The organism is Paramicrobacterium fandaimingii, assembly GCF_011751745.2.
Classification (GTDB): domain Bacteria; phylum Actinomycetota; class Actinomycetes; order Actinomycetales; family Microbacteriaceae; genus Paramicrobacterium; species Paramicrobacterium fandaimingii.
In genome coordinates this window covers 1,737,122-1,758,960 of sequence record NZ_CP061170.1, presented here as the reverse complement: position 1 = coordinate 1,758,960, position 21,839 = coordinate 1,737,122, and the positions used below count along the sequence as shown (strand labels likewise).

Sequence of the window (21,839 nt, the reverse complement as noted above, 5' to 3'; positions counted from 1 at the left end):
CGAGGCGAGGGAGCCCGCATGGGCGGCGTCGCTGAAAAGTCAGACGACGACATCCTCGCACCGACGCTCGGGTGGGGGTGGTTCATCGTGCATCGATTCGCTGGCATTCTGGCGGGCAATGTTCGTCTGCGGGAGAGCCCGGCAGCGATCGTGCTCCACGACACGCTGAGCGACAATATCGCACGCATGCAGCGATTCGCCGATTCCCATGGCAAGAACCTGCGTCCGCACGTCAAGACGCACAAGAGCGTGGAGATCGGGCGTCTGCAGTTGGCGGCGGGTGCACGCGGAATCACGGCGGGCACGGTGGGTGAAGCCGAAGTGTTCGCGAATGCCGGAGTGGCAGACATCTTCATTGCTTACCCGCTCTGGGCCTCGGGCACCAAAGAGCAGCGGCTTCGATCGCTGGCGGACCGAACGAAACTGAGCATCGGCGTGGAGAGCAGGGCTGCTGCCGACATACTCCTCGCGGCACTCGGTGAGCGACGTGCGGCTGTCTCTCTGATCGTCGAGATCGAGTGCGGAGCAGGGCGATCCGGCGTTGCTCCCTCTCAGGCGGGCGCACTTGCGCGTTACGCGACCGAGCTCGGCTTCTTCGTGGCCGGTGTGTACACATACCCGGGACATGGCGGAACACCGGGTGCTCGCGAGCATGCCGCTCGTGATCAGGGCGAGGCTCTCACCGAGGCAGTGCGCAGCTTTGACGCAGTGGGACTCACGGCCGACGTCGTCAGCGCGGGGTCGACCCCGACGGCGGAATTCTCGACGGATCGCGTGATCACGGAGATTCGACCGGGGGAGTACGTCTTCAACGACGGCGACAACCTCCGACTCGGTGCATGTCGCGAGGCAGACATCGCGCTGTTCGTTGCAGCGACGGTGGTGAGCGCACAGGAGCCAGGTCGTGCGATTCTCGATGTGGGGTCGAAAGCAATCGGTCGCGAGGGAGACCCCGATCGCGGCTTCGGAGTCGTAGCGGGCCTCGGCTACCGACTGCACAAGCTGAATGAATATCACGGGTACCTCAGGCTCCCTGTCGACGAGCCGCAGCTCCCTGTCGGCACGATGGTGCCTGTTTTGCCGAACCACGTGTGTCCCGTCGTGAACAGCTTCGACGAGCTGACGGTTGTGATGCCGGACGGCGGCTGCGAGATGTGGCCGGTATCGGCACGCGGACGGCTGAATTGAGGAGGGTCACATGGAAACCGGGACGTTGCGTGTACTCATCACAGGCGCATCGAGCGGAATCGGCGAAGCTGTCGTCGAGCGCTGCAGGAGGGATGGCGCGCGGCTCGTTCTCACCGGCAGACGCCGTTCTCCCACGCTGTCGCTGAGGGATAACGAGCTCTACCTTCCCGGTGACCTTTCCGATGAGAAGTTTGTCACTGACCTCGTCGAGCGCGCGGTCGCGGAACTCGGCGGTCTTGACGCCGTGCTGCTCGTTCACGGGCTTCAGCAGGAAGGGCCGCTGACGGCGATGTCGCTCGCCGACGCGCGGGCGCTTCTCGATGCAAACGTTCTCAGCGTCTTCAGTGTCATCAAGCACGCAGCGACGCACATGTCAGACGGCGGCGCCATCGTCTGCGTTGCGTCTCGGCTCGGCATTGCCGGCATTTCCGGTCAGGTGATGTATTCCGCGGCAAAAGGCGGCCTCATCATGCTGGCGAAGGGCGCTGCCGTCGAACTTGCGCCCCGCAACATCCGCGTGAACGTCGCCGCTCCGGGTCTGACCGTCACTCCCGTGATCGAATCGTGGATCCAGAAGCATCCGAACCCTGAGCAAAACCGCGCAGAGCAGGCCGCGACAATCCCTCTCGGACGACTCGCCGAGCCCGCAGAGGTCGCAGAGGCGATCTACTTTCTCGGATCGCCGGCGGCGTCGTACATCACCGGTGCGGTGCTGCCAATCGACGGCGGGTATACGGCGGCCTGAGCAGCCCGCGCCAGGCGACTCTCTCTTTCCGTTCTGAGCAGGAAGGGCGAGCTCGGCTTGTGCGAGGGGATCACCGATCTGCGGAACGCCTCTGTGCGAATCCGATGACAATGTTCGCACCGTCTAGATCGACAGTAGATAAACCGGGGCTTTGCGTATATCGTCGATATACGTGAAATCTGGTCGAGAACGTCTACTCAACGCCGCGACGACGCTGCTGTCCCAGCACCCCGAGCGTGAGCCGAGCACACGCGAGCTGTATCAGGCTGCCGGCGTCGCCGCGCCGACGCTCTATCACCACTTCGGTACCAAGGAGGGCCTGCTCGACATCGTCGTCGAGCAGGCCTTTGCCGACTACCTAGAGCGAAAACACGGGATGCTGCGTACCGGAGATCTCCTAGCCGATTTCGCGGCCGGCTGGGACCTGCACATCGAATTCGGGGTGGCCAATCCGATGCTCTATGCCCTCATGTACGGTCCGCATCTGTCACGAGCCGCAGCCACGGCCGACGCTGAACTCCGACGCGGTCTTCAACGACTCGCCGCGGAAGGCCTGCTACGGGTGTCCGTCGAGGATGCCGCAGCAACAACGACAGCCACGGCCATCGGCTGCGTCACTATGCTGAACCGCCTGCACGCAGCCCCGACGGCATCGTGGGCCCAGCATATCCGCGCCGGCCTCATCGAGCAGATCACTGGACAGCCGCGCGACGAGATCAGCCAGGAGCAGGCGGCGCGAGCGCTCCTTGCCCGGATGCCTTCACCGGGCACATCATTCACTCCCGCGGAGGCGTCGCTGTTGCGCCAATGGTTGGCCGTGCTCGCTACCGCGCCCGACGCCGAGCAGGTTGCACCAGTCTCGTCACCCTCACGGAAAGGATCCATACGATGACCAGCACCACAACATACCCTGCCGACAGCACCCATCTGCTTGGCGGCCAGTACCGCGTACCGCGCATCGGCTATGGGACGATGCGCTTGAGCGGCCCCGGTGTGATTGGCTTACCGGAAGACGTAAACGGGGCGATCGCGATTCTGAGGCACGCCGTCGAGCTCGGCGTGCGGTTCTTCGACACCGCCAATGCTTACGGCCCTCGGACCGTCAACCAGCTCATCGGACGGGCCCTCGCGCCCTTCAACGAGGAGATCGTTGTCGGTAACAAGGTCGGCGCATCGCGCGGCCCCGGTGTGATTGGCTTACCGGAAGACGTAAACGGGGCGATCGCGATTCTGAGGCACGCCGTCGAGCTCGGCGTGCGGTTCTTCGACACCGCCAATGCTTACGGCCCTCGGACCGTCAACCAGCTCATCGGACGGGCCCTCGCGCCCTTCAACGAGGAGATCGTTGTCGGTAACAAGGTCGGCGCATCGCGCGGCCCCCGCGGTGAATGGCTCACCGACAGCCGTCCTGAGACCATCCGAACGCAAGTTGAGGACGCGCTGCTGGATCTGCGTACCGACATCAGTCCGCTCACCTACCTGCGACTCTGGGGTGACAGCACCGATCGCGCTGGCGCCATCGCCGAGGGCGTTCCGCTGGAGGACTCCCTCGGCACCCTCGTCGAGCTACGCGAGGCGGGCAAGGTTCGCCACATCGGCATCTCCGGAGCCTCCCCAACCATGCTTGAACGCGCCAGACGCATCACCCCAATCGCCGCCGTGCAAAACCGCTTCAACCTGCTCGATCGCAGCGGCGTTGGTGTCCTGTCTGCATGCGAACGTGACGAGATCGCCTTCGTTCCCTATTTCCCCCTCGCCACCGGAACTCTCGCGAACCTCGATGCGCTCATCGCGCCAGCCCGCAGACTCGACGCCCCCACGACGACCATTGCTCTGGCGTGGCTCCTGCGGCGCTCTCCCGCCGTCATCCCCATTCCGGGCACCGCGTCGCCGAGTCACCTCCAGGAGAACGTCCGAGCCGCGACACTCGCCCCGCAGCTCACAGATGACGAGGTGAAAGCACTCACCGCTGTCGAAGACGAGGCGAACGCGAGACTCGACACCATGTCTACTCAAGCGACCGAGGCCATCGACAAGCAGCGCGCTATCACCGAGTCTACGAGGCCGACGGCGCCGACACAGTAAAGGCGGAGCCAGGCGATCCCTTTGACGGGCTGTTCAGCCAGATCTCCACGCCGATGCGCTGGCCTACGACGCCGTCCACCAAGCGGATCGGATGCTCGACTCATTCATGTCGCGGGTTTGAACATCCGACATTGGGTGGGCGATACCAGACTCGAACTGATGACCTCTTCCGTGTGAAGGAAGCGCGCTACCAACTGCGCCAATCGCCCGAACCGGCAACGTGCCGGAACGACACTCGATACTAACCGAGAAAGTTTCGGCACGCACAATCGAAGCCGCGGTTTTGCTCGGGCAGAAGACGACACGCGCGAGATGCGCCAGTTTGAACATTCGCAGACATTTCGGTTACAGTTTTTGAGCACGCAGAAATGCGAGCAATGCGGATGTGGCGCAGTGGTAGCGCATCACCTTGCCAAGGTGAGGGTCGCGAGTTCGAATCTCGTCATCCGCTCGAGTGCTGAGGATCAGTCTCAAGGCTGGTTACGGCCTGTGGGTTTGCCCACACGCGGTGGCGTGGCCGAGAGGCGAGGCAGCGGCCTGCAAAGCCGTCCACACGGGTTCGAATCCCGTCGCCACCTCGACTCAAAAGTGAATAGCCCTAACGGGCGCGATTGGCGCAGCGGTAGCGCGCTTCCCTGACACGGAAGAGGTCACTGGTTCGATCCCAGTATCGCGCACAGAAAAACCCCTCGGCCTCTCGCCGGGGGGTTTTGTGTCGCTGCGGTCCGGCACACGGCCCAGGGCGGCTAAAGTTGTCAGGGTCAGTGATAGCAAGCCAAGGAGTGAGTACCGGTGTCAGACGGTTTCGATCTGTTTCCCGACCGTTCCGTTGTCGCCATGCGCGTCAACGGCGAGCTCAAGGACCTCGCAACGACGGTGACGGAGACAGACGATGTCGAGCCGGTTACTGTGGCTTCTCCTGACGGCCTGAACATCCTTCGCCACTCGGCGGCACACGTCCTCGCACAAGCGGTACAGCAGGTCAATCCGGAGGCAAAGCTCGGGATCGGCCCGCCCATCACCGATGGTTTCTACTATGACTTCGATGTCGCTGAGCCCTTCACTCCCGATGATCTCAAAGCTCTGCAGAAGGCGATGGAACGCATCATCAAGCAGGGACAGCGGTTTGAACGCCGTGTTGTGACGGACGATGGCGCACGCACCGAGCTCGCAGCAGAGCCATACAAACTCGAACTCATCGGGCTCAAGGGTGCTGGGGCGTCGGCCGGAAACGAGAACGAGAATGTCGAAGTCGGCGGCGCTGACCTCACGATTTACGACAACGTCGACCCGAAGACGGGGGAGACGGTGTGGAAAGACCTCTGTCGAGGCCCTCACCTTCCCTCGACGCGACTGATCGGCAACGGCTTCTCGCTCATGCGCGTCGCCGCGGCGTATTGGCGCGGCTCTGAGAAGAACCCGCAGCTGCAGCGGATCTACGGAACCGCCTGGCCAACCAAAGACGAGCTTCGGGCGTATAAGACTCGGCTCGAAGAGGCTGCGAAAAGGGACCATCGTCGTTTGGGCGCGGAGCTCGATCTGTTCAGCTTCCCTGACGAAATCGGGTCAGGGCTCGCGGTCTTCCACCCGAAGGGTGGAATCATCCGGGCCGAAATCGAAGACTATATGCGCAAGCGTCTCGTCGAAAATGACTACGAGCTTGTCAACACACCTCACATCACCAAGGGTCACCTCTACGAGATCAGCCAGCACTTGAACTGGTACAGAGACGGCATGTTCCCGCCGATGCACCTCGACGAGGTGACCGATGCTGATGGCACGGTGGTGAAACAGGGCCAGGATTACTATCTCAAACCCATGAACTGCCCGATGCATAATCTCATCTACCGGGCACGAGGTCGCAGCTACCGCGAGCTGCCGCTGCGACTCGCTGAGTTCGGCACCGTCTACCGCTACGAGAAAAGCGGAACGCTCTCGGGGCTGACACGAGTCCGCGGACTGACCCAAGACGATGCGCACATCTATGTGACAGACAACCAGATCAAACCCGAGGTCGCCAGGCAGCTTGAATTTGTCCTCGAGACTCTGCGCGGCTACGGCCTCGACGATTTCTACCTTGAGCTGTCAACGAGGGACCCTGAGAAATCGGTGGGCACAGACGACGCGTGGAATGACGCGACCGAGACCCTTCGCCAGGTCGCCCTCGAATCCGGCCTTGAGCTTGTCGACGATCCGGGCGGTGCCGCGTTCTACGGCCCGAAGATCTCGGTTCAGGCCCGAGACGCCATCGGCCGAACCTGGCAGCTTTCCACAGTTCAGCTTGACTTCAATCAGCCCGAGCTCTTCGAGCTTGAGTACACGGCCGCCGATGGAACGCGCAAGCAACCGACGATGATCCATCGTGCCTTGCTCGGCTCGATCGAGAGGTTCTTTGCAATCCTTCTCGAGCACTACGCCGGAGCATTCCCCGTCTGGCTCGCGCCCGTGCAAGTTGTCGGAATCCCCGTCGCCGAAGAATTTGGGCCGTACCTCGACAAGATCGCCAGTCGCTTGAAGGAGCACGGGGTTCGCATTGAGATCGACCATTCCGACGATCGCATGCAGAAGAAGATTCGCACGCACACCAAGCAAAAGGTTCCATTTCTGCTGATCGCCGGCGAGGAAGACCGCTCGAACGGAAACGTCAGCTTCCGATTCCGAGATGGAACCCAGCTCAACGGCGTTGCTGTCGACGACGCCGTATCCAAGATCATCGCGAGCATTCAGTCTCACGAGCACGTGACGACGGCGTGGTCTGCATGACTGAGCCTCAGGATGTTCAGGCGGAGTCAGCCGAGCAGTTCCATCTCGTTGGCGTCCCAGACGAGTTTCAGCGGCTGTGGACACCGCACCGTATGGTCTACATTCGGCAGGGCGAGCCCGAGACCAATGACTGCCCGTTTTGCCGTGCCCCCAGCATGGACGACAGCGACTCGCTGATCGTTGCGCGAGGTCGCCACGCGTTCGTCATCTGCAATCTCTTCCCCTATAACTCCGGGCACCTCCTGGTGTGCCCGTACCGTCATATTTCGACGTACGATTTGGCCACTCCTGAAGAAGTTGCTGAAATCGGAGAGCTGACGCAGGTTGCCATGCGCGTCATCCGCGCCGTCTCTGGCAACGATGGGTTCAACCTCGGAATGAACCAGGGGGCCGTCGCCGGAGCCGGAATATCTGCGCACCTGCACCAGCACATCGTGCCGCGCTGGGCGCAGGACTCCAATTTTCTACCCATCATCGCCAAGACCAAGGCACTTCCACAGCTTCTCGGCGAGGTTCGCGAAACACTCGCGGCCGCTTGGCCGAAGCCCGATCACACGGAGAATGAGCATCATGACTGACAGCAACTCGCAGAACGAGACCGGCACGGGCCGCGTCAAGCGCGGACTCGCGGAAATGCTGAAGGGCGGCGTCATCATGGACGTCGTCACCCCAGAGCAGGCACGCATTGCGGAGGATGCGGGAGCCGTCGCGGTGATGGCTCTCGAGCGCGTGCCCGCGGATATTCGCTCACAGGGCGGCGTCGCACGCATGAGCGACCCCGATCTCATCGATGCGATCGTCGCTGAGGTCTCAATCCCCGTTATGGCGAAGGCACGAATCGGCCACTTCGTCGAGGCTCAGATCCTTGAAGCGCTCGATGTCGATTACATTGACGAGTCAGAGGTTCTCAGCCCGGCCGACTACGTGAATCACATCGACAAATGGAACTTCACCGTTCCGTTCGTCTGCGGGGCAACGAACCTTGGTGAGGCGCTCCGTCGCATCAACGAGGGAGCGGCGATGATCAGATCCAAGGGTGAGGCCGGCACAGGGGACGTCTCGGAGGCCACGAAGCACATTCGCAAGATCACCTCAGAGGTTCGGGCGCTGACAGCGCTGTCGAAGGACGAGCTCTACGTCGCGGCGAAAGAGCTCCAGGCGCCGTACGCGCTCGTCGAGGAGATCGCCGAGACAGGAAAGCTCCCCGTCGTCCTCTTCACTGCGGGCGGCGTCGCGACGCCGGCAGACGCAGCGATGATGATGCAGCTCGGTGCCGATGGAGTGTTTGTCGGTTCGGGAATCTTCAAGTCGGGAAACCCCGAGCAGCGAGCATCCGCCATCGTCAAGGCAACGACGTTCTACGACGACCCCTCAGTCGTTGCCGACGTCTCACGCGGGCTCGGCGAGGCGATGGTCGGAATCAACGTCAGCGACCTTCCCGCTCCTCACCGCTTGTCCGAGCGTGGCTGGTAGGGCACGAATCGGAGTTCTCGCTCTTCAGGGTGACGTGCGCGAGCACACATCGGCGTTGAGCGAGCTCGACGTCGATGTGACGAAAGTCCGAACGGCCGCCGATCTCTCAGCGATTGACGGACTTGTTCTTCCCGGTGGGGAGTCGAGCGTCATTGACAAGCTGAGCCGCACGTTCGGCGTCGCGGATCCCATCAGACGTGCGATCGCGCGTGGGCTCCCTGTCTTCGGCACGTGCGCGGGCCTCATCATGCTCTCCGAGCGGCTGGTTGACGGGATTGACGGCCAGCACACGTTCGGCGGCCTCGATGTCACTGTGCAGCGCAATGCGTTTGGGTCCCAGACGGACTCGTTCGAGACCGACCTCGATATTCCCGAGTTGGGGGAGCGTCCCGTACACGCCGTCTTCATCAGGGCGCCTGTGGTCACAGACGTGGGCCCCGAGGTTCGCGTGCTCAGTCAGATCGGCACAGGCCGCATTGTCGCCGTCGAACAAGGCAACGTCATGGCAACGTCATTTCACCCCGAGGTATCAGGCGAGCGACGCTTTCACGAGCGCTTCGTTGAAGGGGTGCGAAGTCGCATGGGCTGAGGGCCTGCGGGCCGGTCAACCACCTACCGTAGAATGGCCGTACTTTACAAGACGCAGTGAGGGAGCACATGTCAGGGCACTCCAAATGGGCGACGACAAAGCACAAGAAGGCGATCATCGATCAGCGGCGTGCAAAGTCGTTCGCGAAGCTCATTAAGAACATTGAGGTTGCCGCCAAGATCGGCGGGCCGGATCTTGCGGGAAACCCCACCTTGCAAGACGCCATCCAAAAGGCGAAGAAGACATCCGTTCCCAACGACAACATCGATCGCGCCGTCAAGCGGGGCGCTGGACTCACGGGCGAGACCATCGAGTACACGACGATCATGTACGAGGGGTACGGGCCAAACGGAGTTGCCCTTCTTGTCGAGTGTCTGACCGACAATAAGAATCGCGCTGCAGCTGACGTGCGCACACTCATGACGCGCAATGGCGGGACGATGGCTGACCCAGGAAGCGTGTCATACAACTTCAGCCGCAAGGGCCTCATTGTCGTTCCCCAAGAGGAGACGACGGAAGATGATGTGCTCGCAGCCGTGCTCGATGCCGGAGCAGAAGAGGTTCAGTCTGAAGACGACACCTTCGAGATCATCACCGAGGCAACCGACCTGGTTCCGGCCCGCACGGCACTGCAAGAGGCCGGCATCGATTACAACTCGGCAGATGTCGCGTTCGTTCCGCACCTCAAGGTAGAGATCGACGCCGACACCGCACGCAAGGTGTTCAAGCTCATCGACGCTCTCGACGACTCCGATGATGTGCAGAATATCTACAGCAACTTCGACATCAGTCCCGACGTGCGAGCACAGCTCGAAGAAGACGAAGACTGACGAGTGCCGCTTCGTGTGCTGGGCATCGACCCTGGACTCACCCGCTGCGGCATCGGAGTCGTGGACGTTGCGCCGAATCGCGAAGCCACACTTGTCCATTTTGGAGTCATCAAGAGCTTCCCAGACGTCGAAATCGAGTCACGACTGCTCACGATCGCCGAAGGCATCGACGCTGCTCTCGATCAGTACGCGCCACAGGCCGTCGCTGTCGAGCGCGTGTTCGCTCAGCACAACCTGCGCACTGTCATGGGCACGGCTCAGGCTAGCGGGATCGCTCTTGCCGCTGCAGCGAAGCGCGGTCTTCGGGTTGGACACCACACTCCGTCCGAGGTGAAAGCAGCAATCACCGGCTATGGCTCCGCAGACAAAAAGCAGGTTGCGACGATGGTCACCCGCATCCTGAGGCTCGCCGCGCCCCCAACGCCGGCCGACGCGGCGGATGCCCTTGCCCTGGCGCTCTGCCACGCGTGGCGAGTCGGGAGCGCCGTGACGCCAGCGGGAACGGCCGCCGAGACGCCCGCTCAGCGGGCATGGCTTGCGGCTGAACACGCCTCACGGCGGGGAGGACCGCCGCGAGCCTGAACCGCACTGTCGGACTCACGGCATAGGCTGGGATTGTGATTTCTTCGGTACGCGGGACGGTTCTGTCTGCACGTGGTGGGAGCGTCGTCATTGAGGTAGGTGGGGTCGGTCTCGCCGTTCAGGTGACGCCGGAACACGAGCTTGCTCTGCGCACGGGTGAGACCGCTTTCGTGCACACGAGTCTGATCGTTCGCGAAGACGCGTTGAGTCTCTTTGGTTTTGAGACCAGCGAGCAGCTCGAGATTTTCGAATTGTTGCTTCGCGTCAATGGCGTCGGCCCCAAGTCGGCGCTGGGCGTGCTCTCGGCGCTCGGGCCAGGCCAGGTTGCGGCTGCCGTCGAGAACGAAGACGATAAGGCGTTCCGTGCGGTGAGCGGCATCGGCCCCAAGACAGCGAAGTTGATCATCCTTTCACTGGCGGGCAAGGTCACGTCGCTCGCGTACTCAACAGATGCGGTCTCTCCGAAACAGGGGAACGGCGCAGACGTCGTCGTCGCGCTCACAGGGCTCGGCTGGTCTGAACGCGACGCAGACTCCGCGCTGACGTCCGTTCTCTCCGCACAACCCGACCTCGCATCTGCGCCCGTGCAGACCCTTCTGCGCCTTGCCCTCGCGCAACTCGGCCCGGCGACATCAAAGGGAGGCCGACAGTGAATGATCAGGAATTGACATCGTCAAACGTACTCTCGGAGGCGGAGCTCGCCTTCGAGGGGGCGCTTCGGCCTGCGAGCCTCGCCGAATTCGTCGGCCAGCCAAAGGTGCGCGGACAGCTCGAGCTTCTTCTCAAAGCGGCGGGCATGCAGAATCGAACACCGGATCACATACTGCTTGCCGGTCCGCCCGGACTGGGCAAGACGACACTTGCCATGATCGTCGCTCATGAGTCAGGCCGCCCCCTGCGAACATCCAGCGGGCCCGCAATTCAACACGCAGGAGATCTCGCTGCCGTCCTTTCCAGTCTGGTTCCCGGCGAAGTCCTCTTTATCGACGAAATTCATCGCATGGCCCGTTCGGCAGAAGAAATGCTTTACCTCGCGATGGAAGACTTTCGAATCGACATCATGGTCGGCAAGGGCGCCGGCGCCACGTCCGTTCCCCTCGATCTGGCACCGTTCACACTTGTTGGCGCAACGACGCGCTCGGGGCTTCTGCCCAATCCGCTCCGCGATCGGTTCGGCTTCACCGCTCATCTCGAGTTCTACGACGATGACGATCTCGCGAAGGTGATTGAACGAGCGGCTCCGATGCTTGACTTCCAGCTCGACAAGGAAGGTATTGCCGAAATCGCTGGTCGGTGCCGCGGCACTCCTCGAATTGCGAACAGACTCCTCCGACGTGTGCGGGATTATGCGCTCGTTCACGACACGTCTGGTGACGTTGACGCCGTCAGAGCGGCGTTGCGTCTCTACGATGTCGACGGGCTCGGGCTCGACCGGCTCGACCGCGCAGTAATGAACACGATCCTCACACGGTTCGGTGGAGGCCCCGTCGGACTGAGCACACTCGCTGTTTCCGTCGGCGAAGAGGGAGAGACGATCGAGAGCGTCGTCGAGCCTTTCCTCGTGAGAATCGGCTTGATCACGCGTACACCACGCGGTCGAATGGCTACACAACTTGCGTATAAGCACTTCGGCATAGCCGCTGCTCAGGAGTCGCTACCTCTCGATACCCTATAATCGACTCTGGCCCACCGGCCGTCCCCACAATCAGCGGTGAAACACCGCGGAAAGCCGTGAAACTGTATGGACCCGTTAACTATTGCCATGTTGGCAATCCTGGCCGTTCTGATCTTCTTCATGTTCCGGAACAGCCAGAAGCGCAAGCGCGATCAGCAGGATCTGCAGTCCAAAGTGGCTCCGGGCGCAGAAGTGATGACGAACTTCGGGCTTTTCGGAACTATCCTGTCAATCGACGAAGAGGACAACAAGGTAGAGCTGCAGGCTGGTGCCGACGTCGTTCTGACCGTTCACCGCCAGACGATCACGCGTGTAATTGACAACGCAGACGAGGCAGAGTCAGACGATGTACCCATGGACGACGCAGACGAAGCGATCGAGCCAGACGACACCGACAATTCAACGCCCAACGGTGACAACAAGTCTGATAACGCGTAAGCCTTTCGAGGCGCCCGGAATTTTCGCAACAGAAAGCTGAGTACATAGGTGTCTCCACGCTCCACACCTACCCGGAAGGCGACGCGTTCGCTTTCGTGGCTGGGATTCATCGTCCTCGTCCTCATCGCAGTTCTCACCGGGGGTGTTCTCTGGGGAGGAGCGAGCTTCATCCCAAAGCTCGCACTCGACCTTGAGGGAGGCACGCAGATCATCTTGGAGGCCCAGGTCTCCGACAGCTCTGACGTCTCCCAGGAGCAGCTCGACCAGGCCGTTTCGATTATCCGCCAGCGCGTGAATGCGTCCGGTGTCACTGAGGCACAGGTTACGACCGAGGGTGGTCGTAACATTGTCGTGGCTATCCCCGGTGTCGCCGATCAAGAAACCCGCGATCGCGTCACCTCCACGGCAAAGCTCTCGTTCCGACCCGTTCTCGTCGCAGGCGAGCCCTCCAACGAATTCGTGGGAGAAGATGGACAGGCAACGCCGTATCCGTCTCCGGGGCCGACGGTTCCCAACGAACCGACCGCCGAGCCAACCGATGGCAGTGACAACAGCTGGATCACTCCGAAGCTGCAACAGGAATATCAGGCATTCGACTGCGATGCGAAGCGCGGCGAGGCCGCGGACGCACCAGAAGATCAGCCGATCATCGCCTGTGAAACAGACGGAACGGTGAAGTACATTCTGGGCCCCGTCGAAGTCGAAGGTGCGAACATCAGCGACGCATCCGCTGGCATGGGACAGACCCAGACGGGCGCGACCACAGGACAGTGGGTCGTCAACCTCGAATTCGACAGCACAGGCGCAAAGGCCTTCGCGGATGTCACGTCCCGGCTGACCGGCGCTGAGTCTCCGAAGAACCAGTTTGCCATTGTGCTCGACGGTGAAGTCATCTCAGCGCCTCGATCGCAAGCTGTTATTGCCGACGGCAAAGCGCAGATCAGCGGAAACTTCACCGAGGACACGTCAAAAGCACTGGCCGACCAGCTCAAGTACGGTGCGCTTCCCATCAACTTCACGGAGCTCAGTTCCAACCAGATCTCGGCGACGCTCGGCTCGGCTCAACTGGAGATCGGTCTGATCACCGGCCTTATCGGCCTCCTGCTCGTCGTCGTCTACACGCTCTTCCAGTATCGACTTCTCGGATTCGTGACGATTCTGTCTCTTGTCATAGCGGCAGCACTGACCTACTTGGTGATTGCGATTCTTGGATGGCGTGAGGGATACCGCTTGTCTCTCGCCGGAATAGCGGGTCTGATCGTCGCGATCGGTTTCACAGTCGACTCCTTCATCGTCTACTTCGAGCGAATACGTGACGAGCTTCGAGATGGTCGAGGCTTGGAATCCGCCGTTGAAGCGGGGTGGAAACGCGCCGCGCGCACCATTTACTCGGCAAAGGGAATCAACCTTCTCGCCGCCGTTGTGCTGTACGTACTCGCCGTTGGAAACGTGCGCGGCTTCGCGTTCACTCTCGGCGTCACGACGCTCATCGACGTTCTCGTTGTCGTGATATTCACGCACCCCATGCTCCAATTGCTCGCTAAGACCCGATTCTTCTCGAGCGGCCATCCGCTCTCAGGTCTCGATCCCGAAGCCCTCGGCGCCGTCTATCGAGGCCGAGCGCAATTCCGCTCGCCTGTTTCGGCGAAACGATCGAAGATCGCATCGTCGAGCAAGGAAGCGCAAAAGCGCCAGACAATTGCTGAGCGGAAGAAGGCTGAATTGGCTTCGTCCGGCACAGCGAAGAAGAATGACGAGAAGGATTCCTGATGGCCAGCTTCGTTCGCTTCGGAAACGACCTTTACACGGGCAAGCGTTCCGTCAACTTCGTCGGCAACCGCCGAGTGTGGTTCACAATCGCGGCGCTCCTTGTGATCGCTTCGATCCTCACCCCGATTCTCAAGGGCGGATTCAACTTCGGCATTGAGTTCACGGGCGGCTCCCAGTTCTCCATCTCGGGGGCGAAAAGCACAGAGCAGAGCTTGGCGACCGACGCCGTTGCCGAGGTCGTGCCCGAGGCTGTCACCCGCGTCGTGATTGTCGGAGACGACGGCGTTCGGGTGCAGACAGATCAGCTGACAGCGGATCAGACGCACCAGATTACCCAGACGCTCGCGAGCGCGTACGGCGTTGAGACGTCAGACGTCAATACCAACTTCGTCGGAGCGACGTGGGGGAGCGACGTCACCAAGATGTCTCTGACGGCGCTCGTCATCTTTCTTGTGCTCTCCTTCATCATCATGGCTCTGTATTTCAGAACGTGGAAGATGTCAGCGGCTGCCATCATCACTTTGGCAGACGTGCTGGTGATCACACTCGGTGTCTACGCGGCGTCTGGGTTCGAGGTAACTCCGGCGGCAGTGATCGGGTTCCTGACGATTCTGGGGTACTCCCTCTATGACACAGTTGTCGTCTTTGACAAGATTCGCGAGAATACGCACGAAGATGGCGAAGATTCCCCGCGCACCTTCGCTGAATCGGTGAACCTCGCTGTGAACCAGACTCTTGTGCGGTCGATCAACACATCGGTCGTCGCCGCGCTGCCTGTTGCCGCGATTCTTGTCATCGGCGACTTTCTCTTGGGCGCAGAGACACTCCGAGACATCTCGCTCTCACTTTTCGTCGGAATCATCGTCGCCACATATTCCACGATCTTCGTTGGGGCACCGCTCTACGCACTGTTCCGTCAGAACGAACCGGAGATCAAGAAGCGTGATGCTCGTGTGCTTGCGGCACGTGAGCGTGCGTCACGGGCCGAGCCGGTCAAGTAACGCGCATCTGGGCAGTATCCTTGAGAGTTCAAGGGGGTGATCCGCGATGACAGAATCAACGTCGACACAATCTGCATCGTTGCGCAGACTCGTGCCGCGCATCTTTTCGCGCGCCCAGCCTGTCGGCGCTGTCGATCGGCTCATCCGAACTGTGCGTATGCACCAGCCAAAGGCCGACGTCTCGGTTATCGAGCGTGCATACACCGTGGCAGAAGAAGCGCACAGAGAGCAGAAGCGGCGCAGCGGCGAGCCATACATCACACACCCGGTCGCGGTCGCGCAGATTCTCGCCGATCTCGGAATCGGCTCGAAGACAATCGCTGCGGCGTTGCTGCACGACACCGTCGAAGACACGGAGTACACCCTCGATGAGCTGAGAGCCGAATTCGGTGACGAGATCGCCATGCTCGTCGACGGTGTCACCAAGCTCGATAAGGTCAAATACGGCGAGGCAGCCCAGGCCGAGACCGTACGCAAGATGATCGTTGCGATGTCGAAGGACATTCGTGTGCTCATCATCAAGCTCGCAGACCGCCTGCACAATGCGCGAACCTGGGGCTTCATGCCACCGGAGAAGGCAGCGAAGAAGGCGACAGAGACTCTCGAGATCTACGCTCCACTCGCGCACCGGCTCGGTATCCAAGCCATCAAATGGGAGCTCGAGGACCTCTCGTTCGCTGTGCTCCAGCCGAAGATCTACGCCGAGATCGAAAGCCTCGTTAAGCAGCGCACGCCGAAGCGCGAGCACTTCATCCAGATGGTCATCGATGCGATCAATGACGATCTCAAGGCCCAGAAGATTCGCGGCAAGGTCGTCGGCCGACCAAAACAGTACTACTCGATCTACCAGAAGATGATCGTGCGCGGGCGCGACTTCGATGACATCTACGATCTCGTCGGAATCCGCGTGCTCGTCAACTCGGTGCGCGATTGCTATGCGGTGCTCGGCGCGATTCACGCTCGCTGGACGCCGATTCCCGGTCGGTTCAAGGACTACATCGCGACACCCAAGTTCAACCTCTATCAATCGCTGCACACAACGGTCATCGGCCCTGAGGGCAAGTCTGTCGAGATACAGATTCGCACGCACGAAATGCACCAGCATGCAGAGTACGGTGTCGCGGCCCACTGGAAGTACAAGGAGCGCATGAACGGAGGGAAGGCGTCAGGGCCCTCCGCCGACACCGATCTTGCCTGGCTTGCGCATATTTCTGACTGGCAGGCTGAGACGGCCGACCCCAGCGAATTCCTCGACTCCCTGCGGTTTGAGATCGGCGCCAAAGAGGTATACGTCTTCACTCCGAAGGGTCGTGTGATCGGGCTTCCCTCGGGCGCGACACCCGTCGACTTCGCCTATGCCGTGCACACAGAGGTTGGGCACCGCACGATGGGTGCCCGCGTCAACGGACGCCTCGTTCCCCTGGAAACCGCGTTGGGCAGCGGAGACGTCGTCGAGGTCTTCACATCGAAGAATCCTGACTCCGGTCCCAGCCAGGACTGGCTTGGGTTCGTCAAGAGTCCTCGTGCGCGAAGTAAGATTCGCCAATGGTTCACCAAGGAACGCCGCGACGAAGCGATAGAGCAGGGCAAGGATGCCATCGCGCGGGCTTTCCGCAAGCAGAACCTGCCGCTGCGGCAGCTGGACTCACTGAACGAGGTTGTCTCACAGCTCCACTACAACGACATTTCGGCGTTGTATGCCGCTGTCGGCGAGGGCCACGTGTCAACACAGTCGGTTCTCGAGAAGGTTGCCGCGATCGTCCAGGGCGACGCCGAGTCCGAGCACACTATCGTCGATATGCCAGTACGTGGGCGCTCGCGTGCCCGCGCGTCGAACAGCGAGTCGGGGGTCTTGGTCAGGGGTGCACCCGACATTCTCGTCAAGCTTGCCAAGTGCTGCACACCGGTGCCAGGCGATGAGATCGTCGGCTTCATCACCCGTGGCTCTGGAGTCTCTGTCCATCGTTCTGACTGCCATAACGTTCAGTCGCTTGAGCAGGAGCCCGAGCGGATGATCGATGTCGAGTGGGCACCGACCTCAAAGGGTCTGTTCCTCGTGAACATTCAAGTGGAGGCGCTCGATCGGGCTGCATTGCTCTCCGATATCACGCAAGTGCTCAGCGAGCACCATGTGAATATTCTCTCAGCGACAGTCACCACGTCGAACGCGCGGTTGGCAATCAGCCGCTTTGTCTTCGAAATGGGTGACACGACCCACCTCGAGCGCGTGCTGAACGCTGTGCGACGCGTTGACGCCGTGTACGACGTCTACCGCGTCAACGGAGGCTGACCGTCACTCGGACGGCGTGCCGCGCCGTTCGGCAGCCGCGATGACGACGGAGAGAAACTCGAGTCCGGCAGCTTTTCCCGGTCTGCGACGTGCAGCTGCGAGGTCGTTTGCATGCGAGCGGACCGTGGACGCGGTGCCATCGCAGAGCGCAAGTACGAGGTCGATGTCATGAATGGTTCGCAGCGAGTCGACGGCGATGTCGCTGATCGTGCGTGATCGGGTCGTCAGAATCGGGGTAGGCGGGGACAGCCGCGTGAGATCATCGTCGTCGATCGCGACTTCCCGGTAACGCACGCCGGTTCGCCATGAGCCGAGTGGGCGTGCTCGCGAACACACCTCGATGGGGCCGATGACCCTGCTGCCCGCACCGTAGACCCAGGCCGCCGTTCTTCCCACGACGATGTCGTGCGGCTGCACAGCGTACGAGAGAGCGAGGGCTCGCAGCTCCGGACGATCGGGCTCATCGACGGAGCAGTAGCCGTCGTGGACGCCCCAGAGCACTCCGTCGAGCCGTGCGGCGCTCAACACGGCAAGCGGCAGGTCTGTAGCGCGCATCACCGGAGGGATTAAACGGGACATGTCCCCATCGTCGCGGACGAGGGCGCGCGCGGCCGGAGCTCACCGTCCACTGTGGAGAACAGGGTGTACGAGCAGCGGCCTGTGGAGAGTCAGCCGATCGCGTTCAGCCACTGCCGTTGGGTGCGCAACGCTTCATTTGCCTCGTCGACGCGCTTGCGGTCACCCTTCGCCTCGGCATCGGCGAGCTCTGACTCCAGCTTCGCAATTGAATCGTGAAGCTGTGCGGCAAGCCCCTCGGTGCGCGCCTTCGTCTCGGGATCGTTCTTGCGCCAATGCTCCTCATCGAGCTTTCGCACGGCCTGCTCGACGCGACGCAGGCGCTCTTCGACGGTCTTCACCTTGTCGCGAGGAACCCGGCCGATCTCTTCCCATCGGCGCTGGACGCTGAGAAGCTGGGACTTCGCCTTGTCGAGGTTCGTCGCGGAGAGCAAGGGCTGCGCCTCATCGAGGAGCTCGAGCTTCTTGTCGTAGTTCTCGCGGTATTCGGCATCGTCACGGGCATCGACCTCGGCCTTGGCCGCATAGATCTCATCGCCTGCGGCCTTGAATCGAGCCCACAGCGCGTCGTCCTGCTTCTTGCCCGCTCGGCCAGCGCGCTTCCAATCGTCAAGCAGACGCCGATAACCGGGCACTCCGTCGATCCCGCGCGGCACGAGTGCCTGCGCCTGCTCGATCAACTCTTGCTTGCGCACCTTCACATCGCGGTGCTGCGCATCGAGCTCAGCGAAAAACGCTCGGCGTTCCCGTTCGATTGTGCTGCGGGCGGTGCGAAACCGCTTCCAGAGGGCATTCGCCTGCGCCTTCGGAAGCCTTGGGCCGTCTTGCTGGTGCGCTTGCCACTGGGCGAAGAGGTCATTGACCTGCCCCGTCATCTGCTTCCACTGCACGCGGGCAGGGTCGATCGCGGCGAGGGCTTCGACCTCGGTGACGATGGCCTCGCGCTGCGCGATGGCTTCCTTCTGCGCCTCTTCGGCCTGCGCCTGCTGCTGTTCATTCAGCTCGTCGACTGTCGTGTCGAGTGCAGCGACACGCGTCCGCAGCGATGCGATGTCGCCAACGGCGCTCGGCTCGCGCAGGTTCTCCGTCAGGCTCGCGACGGCCTTGGCGATGTCTTTCGCCGGAGCGCCGCGCTTTGCCCGCTGCTCAAGCAGATTCACCTGCCCGGCGAGATCGGTGAACTTACGCTCAAAGTATGCGAGAGCCTCGTCCGGAGTTCCGTCAGGAAACTGACCAACTTCACGCCACTCGTCGCCCTCACGGACGAACACCGTGCCAGTCTCGTCTGCGCGACCCCACGGTTGTTCTTGTGTCTCTGCCACGTGCCTCTACCTACTTGTGATCCTGACCGCGCTCACGGTCGTGCGGGACTGAGTTCTCAGCCTATTATGCGGGCTGACCGACCGGGGCGGCCGCTACTTAACCGTTATGCCGTTGATGACCGTGTCGACGGCGGGAGGACCGTCTGCCGAACCGTCGGCTGTTCCTTTGTCGACAACCGTCTTCTTCAGATCGTCCAGCCCGGTTGTGATCGTGCCGAGCACGGTATATCCGCCGGCCTGATCAGACGGGATCGTGGTGTCCTCGTAGACGATGAAAAACTGGCTTCCCATGCTCTCGGCGTTATTGCCCTGCCTGGCCATGGCAATTGTGCCCGCCGGGTAGAAGTCATCCTTTGGGGCATTCTCAATTGGCCCCCACGAATAGCCAGGCCCGCCGCTTCCGTCACCATTCGGATCACCGCACTGCAGCACGCCGAAGCCATCGGTCGTTGTCAGCCTGTGGCAACTGAGTCCCTGATAGAAGCCTTCCTGGCTCAGGTAGACGAGGTTCGACACCGCCATCGGTGCGGCCGCGCCGTCAAGAGTGATGCCAAGGGGAATGTCGTTGATGGTCATCTGGCCTGTCCACTCGCGATCCTCGGCGAGGGAAGCATCCGGTTTCGAATACTGCGAGGCGGATGCCGTCGGTGACGGCGTTGCTGTGGCTTCCGGGCTTCCCGGACCATTCGAGAAGTAGAAGACCTGCGCGAAGCTCGCGCCAACGGCTACCAGCACAACGAGAATTCCGGCGATCCAGTTGTCGCGGATGCGGCGCTTGCGACGATGATCGTGCACGCTCTGCCGTGCTTGGAACGCTCGGAGTCGATTGCGCTCAAGACGCGCCTTCTTCTCATCGTATTTGCTAGGGGCCACAGATTCCTCCAACGTGATGGCCGAAGCCCGGGTGTGCGACGGTAACGTCGCGTGTGAAACTGCGACGTTACCCAGAAGAACCTTACGGGGGAGTGGCCGCGCGGTGCAAAGCCTACAGTCTTGCCTGTCAGGTGCAGCCGATAACCTATCGGCATGGCGAATACCGGCACGGCTTATCAGCAGTCGAATGTACCGCTTGCCGTACGCATGCGCCCACGCAGTCTTGACGAGGTAGCGGGCCAGAAGCATCTGCTCACCCCCGGTTCTCCGCTCGTCGCACTCGCGGGCGACTCTGGGGGCACATCGGGGTCGGTCTCGTTGATTCTCTGGGGCCCTCCCGGCACGGGCAAGACCACGATCGCCCAATCCATCGCCAATTCCTCTGGCCGACGCTTCGTCGAGCTCTCTGCCGTCACCGCCGGGGTGAAAGATGTTCGCCGCGTCATGGAGGAGGCGCTCAACAGCAGGGACCTCTACGGCCTGTCGACCGTGCTCTTTCTCGATGAGATTCACCGCTTCACCAAGGCGCAGCAAGACGCGCTTCTGCCCGGCGTCGAGAACGGCTGGGTGATTCTCGTTGCCGCGACGACAGAGAACCCGTCGTTCTCCGTCATCTCTCCGCTTCTCTCACGATCGCTCCTGCTTACCCTTCAGCAACTCAGCGATGACGACCTGGGGGAGCTTGTCGACCGCGCGGTGCACGATGAGCGTGGGCTCGGGGATCGCGTCGCGCTCGACGACGATGCCCGCGACGCGATCATCCGTCTCGCCTCGGGTGATGCGCGTCGTGCGCTCACGGCGCTTGAGGCCGCCGCGGTCTCGGCATCCGCTGAATCTGATTCGCCCGTGATCACCCCCGAGGTCGTTGCTCAGGCCGTGGATCGCGCTCTGCTGCGCTACGACAAGAACGGAGATGAGCACTACGACGTCATCAGCGCGTTCATCAAGTCGATCAGGGGTTCAGACCCGGATGCCGCGCTGCACTATCTCGCTCGCATGATCGAGGCGGGCGAAGACCCCCGCTTCATTGCACGACGCATCGTGATCTCCGCATCGGAAGACGTCGGCATGGCAGACCCTCAGGCGCTGCAGATCGCGGTTGCCTCGGCACACGCTGTGCAATTCATCGGAATGCCCGAGGGGCGAATCCCTCTGGCCGAAGCCGTCGTCTATCTCGCCACCGCCGCAAAATCCAATTCGGCGAACAGAGGCATCGACGAAGCGATCTCCGATGTCAGAAACGGTCGCATCGGACGCGTTCCTCTTCATTTGCGTGACGCCCATTACCCCGGCGCCAAGCGATTAGGGCATGGCAAGGGCTATGTCTATCCCCACGATTCAGAGCTCGGAGTCTCGCCGCAGCAGTACCTTCCAGACGAGCTTGCCGACAGGCAGTACTACCGCCCAACCCAGCACGGCAACGAGCGTGACGTCTCGACTCGGCTCGCCAAGCTTCTGCGCATCATTCGAGGATCACACACCTGATCGCGCATGCTAAGATATCCGTTGGCCTAAAGCTGGTGAGTGCGTGCGGCTGCGTGTTCACCTGTCTTGACGGATTGCGTTCTGTAGCCGAACGTTCCTGGTCGATCCCTCTGCCCTGCCGTACGCTCACGCGTGCTCGCAAAGCACTGTTAGA

The 21,839-nt window shown here is 61.6% G+C and carries 20 protein-coding genes and 4 tRNA genes; 20 read left to right on the top strand and 4 right to left on the bottom strand.

Features of this window, described 5'->3' with window-relative positions:
* Nucleotides 1-18: 18 nt before the first annotated feature.
* The 4 genes from HCR84_RS08545 to HCR84_RS08530 all read left to right on the top strand — a co-directional run bounded on the left by HCR84_RS08545 (nt 19) and on the right by HCR84_RS08530 (nt 4,018).
* Nucleotides 19-1,188 carry an alanine racemase gene (locus tag HCR84_RS08545; protein ID WP_166983647.1) on the top strand — a complete coding sequence of 390 codons (1,170 nt, stop codon included), beginning with the start codon at nt 19-21 and terminating at the stop codon, nt 1,186-1,188.
* 10 nt (nt 1,189-1,198) lie between these two features.
* On the top strand, nt 1,199-1,933 hold the full coding sequence (locus tag HCR84_RS08540) for an SDR family NAD(P)-dependent oxidoreductase (RefSeq protein WP_166983646.1): 735 nt from the start codon (nt 1,199-1,201) through the stop codon (nt 1,931-1,933).
* 172 nt (nt 1,934-2,105) lie between these two features.
* Entirely contained in the window at nt 2,106-2,825 is a 720-nt protein-coding gene (locus HCR84_RS08535) for a TetR/AcrR family transcriptional regulator (RefSeq protein WP_166983645.1), read from the top strand.
* Nucleotides 2,822-4,018 (top strand): aldo/keto reductase, encoded by a 1,197-nt coding sequence (locus tag HCR84_RS08530; RefSeq protein WP_195706710.1) that lies wholly within the window; start codon nt 2,822-2,824, stop codon nt 4,016-4,018. Before HCR84_RS08535 ends, HCR84_RS08530 begins: the two co-directional genes overlap by 4 nt.
* Nucleotides 4,019-4,154: 136 nt before the next feature.
* Here the strand turns inward: HCR84_RS08530 and HCR84_RS08525 are convergent.
* Nucleotides 4,155-4,227 (bottom strand) — tRNA-Val (locus HCR84_RS08525).
* A 170-nt stretch (nt 4,228-4,397) separates the two neighbouring features.
* Between HCR84_RS08525 and HCR84_RS08520 the strand changes: the two genes are divergently transcribed.
* The 15 genes from HCR84_RS08520 (at nt 4,398) to HCR84_RS08455 (ending at nt 17,429) form a co-directional block, all read left to right on the top strand.
* A tRNA-Gly gene (locus HCR84_RS08520) sits at nt 4,398-4,469 on the top strand.
* 56 nt (nt 4,470-4,525) lie between these two features.
* Nucleotides 4,526-4,596: transfer RNA gene (locus HCR84_RS08515), tRNA-Cys, on the top strand.
* A 27-nt stretch (nt 4,597-4,623) separates the two neighbouring features.
* Nucleotides 4,624-4,695: transfer RNA gene (locus HCR84_RS08510), tRNA-Val, on the top strand.
* Nucleotides 4,696-4,855: 160 nt separating this feature from the next.
* Entirely contained in the window at nt 4,856-6,781 is a 1,926-nt protein-coding gene (gene thrS, locus HCR84_RS08505) for a threonine--tRNA ligase (protein WP_166983879.1), read from the top strand.
* Nucleotides 6,778-7,359, top strand: a complete 582-nt coding sequence (locus HCR84_RS08500; protein WP_166983643.1) for an HIT family protein — start codon at nt 6,778-6,780, stop codon at nt 7,357-7,359. The genes thrS and HCR84_RS08500 overlap by 4 nt, the downstream gene beginning before the upstream one ends.
* A complete protein-coding gene (gene pdxS / locus HCR84_RS17635; protein WP_235940851.1) occupies nt 7,352-8,254 on the top strand; it encodes a pyridoxal 5'-phosphate synthase lyase subunit PdxS in 903 nt (300 codons plus the stop codon). Before HCR84_RS08500 ends, pdxS begins: the two co-directional genes overlap by 8 nt.
* Nucleotides 8,244-8,843, top strand: a complete 600-nt coding sequence (gene pdxT, locus HCR84_RS08495) for a pyridoxal 5'-phosphate synthase glutaminase subunit PdxT (protein WP_235940850.1) — start codon at nt 8,244-8,246, stop codon at nt 8,841-8,843. Before pdxS ends, pdxT begins: the two co-directional genes overlap by 11 nt.
* Nucleotides 8,844-8,911: 68 nt before the next feature.
* Nucleotides 8,912-9,673 carry a YebC/PmpR family DNA-binding transcriptional regulator gene (locus HCR84_RS08490; RefSeq protein WP_166983641.1) on the top strand — a complete coding sequence of 254 codons (762 nt, stop codon included), beginning with the start codon at nt 8,912-8,914 and terminating at the stop codon, nt 9,671-9,673.
* Nucleotides 9,674-9,676: 3 nt separating this feature from the next.
* Nucleotides 9,677-10,255 (top strand): crossover junction endodeoxyribonuclease RuvC, encoded by a 579-nt coding sequence (gene ruvC / locus HCR84_RS08485; protein ID WP_166983640.1) that lies wholly within the window; start codon nt 9,677-9,679, stop codon nt 10,253-10,255.
* A 35-nt stretch (nt 10,256-10,290) separates the two neighbouring features.
* Complete coding sequence (gene ruvA, locus HCR84_RS08480) at nt 10,291-10,908, top strand: Holliday junction branch migration protein RuvA (protein WP_166983639.1); 618 nt, start codon at nt 10,291-10,293, stop codon at nt 10,906-10,908.
* A complete protein-coding gene (ruvB, locus tag HCR84_RS08475; RefSeq protein WP_166983638.1) occupies nt 10,905-11,930 on the top strand; it encodes a Holliday junction branch migration DNA helicase RuvB in 1,026 nt (341 codons plus the stop codon). The genes ruvA and ruvB overlap by 4 nt, the downstream gene beginning before the upstream one ends.
* A gap of 87 nt (nt 11,931-12,017) precedes the next feature.
* Nucleotides 12,018-12,368 carry a preprotein translocase subunit YajC gene (yajC, locus tag HCR84_RS08470; protein ID WP_235940849.1) on the top strand — a complete coding sequence of 117 codons (351 nt, stop codon included), beginning with the start codon at nt 12,018-12,020 and terminating at the stop codon, nt 12,366-12,368.
* A gap of 48 nt (nt 12,369-12,416) precedes the next feature.
* Nucleotides 12,417-14,138 (top strand): protein translocase subunit SecD, encoded by a 1,722-nt coding sequence (gene secD / locus HCR84_RS08465; RefSeq protein WP_166983636.1) that lies wholly within the window; start codon nt 12,417-12,419, stop codon nt 14,136-14,138.
* Nucleotides 14,138-15,139 carry a protein translocase subunit SecF gene (gene secF, locus HCR84_RS08460; protein ID WP_166983635.1) on the top strand — a complete coding sequence of 334 codons (1,002 nt, stop codon included), beginning with the start codon at nt 14,138-14,140 and terminating at the stop codon, nt 15,137-15,139. The genes secD and secF overlap by 1 nt, the downstream gene beginning before the upstream one ends.
* Before the next feature lie 46 nt (nt 15,140-15,185).
* Nucleotides 15,186-17,429 carry a RelA/SpoT family protein gene (locus HCR84_RS08455; protein ID WP_166983634.1) on the top strand — a complete coding sequence of 748 codons (2,244 nt, stop codon included), beginning with the start codon at nt 15,186-15,188 and terminating at the stop codon, nt 17,427-17,429.
* 3 nt (nt 17,430-17,432) lie between these two features.
* Here HCR84_RS08455 and HCR84_RS08450 read toward each other — a convergent pair whose 3' ends face one another.
* The 3 genes from HCR84_RS08450 to HCR84_RS08440 form a co-directional block, all read right to left on the bottom strand.
* Complete coding sequence (locus tag HCR84_RS08450) at nt 17,433-18,008, bottom strand: hypothetical protein (RefSeq protein WP_166983633.1); 576 nt, start codon at nt 18,006-18,008, stop codon at nt 17,433-17,435.
* 89 nt (nt 18,009-18,097) lie between these two features.
* Entirely contained in the window at nt 18,098-19,327 is a 1,230-nt protein-coding gene (locus HCR84_RS08445) for a DUF349 domain-containing protein (RefSeq protein ID WP_195706709.1), read from the bottom strand.
* A 93-nt stretch (nt 19,328-19,420) separates the two neighbouring features.
* The gene (locus tag HCR84_RS08440; RefSeq protein WP_166983632.1) at nt 19,421-20,200 is read right to left on the bottom strand and encodes a peptidylprolyl isomerase; all 780 of its coding nucleotides are present in this window, start codon (nt 20,198-20,200) and stop codon (nt 19,421-19,423) included.
* A 153-nt stretch (nt 20,201-20,353) separates the two neighbouring features.
* Here HCR84_RS08440 and HCR84_RS08435 point away from each other — a divergent pair, with 153 nt between their 5' ends.
* Nucleotides 20,354-21,685: a replication-associated recombination protein A gene (locus HCR84_RS08435; protein ID WP_166983631.1), complete on the top strand. Its 1,332-nt coding sequence runs from the start codon at nt 20,354-20,356 to the stop codon at nt 21,683-21,685.
* Nucleotides 21,686-21,839: the final 154 nt, after the last annotated feature.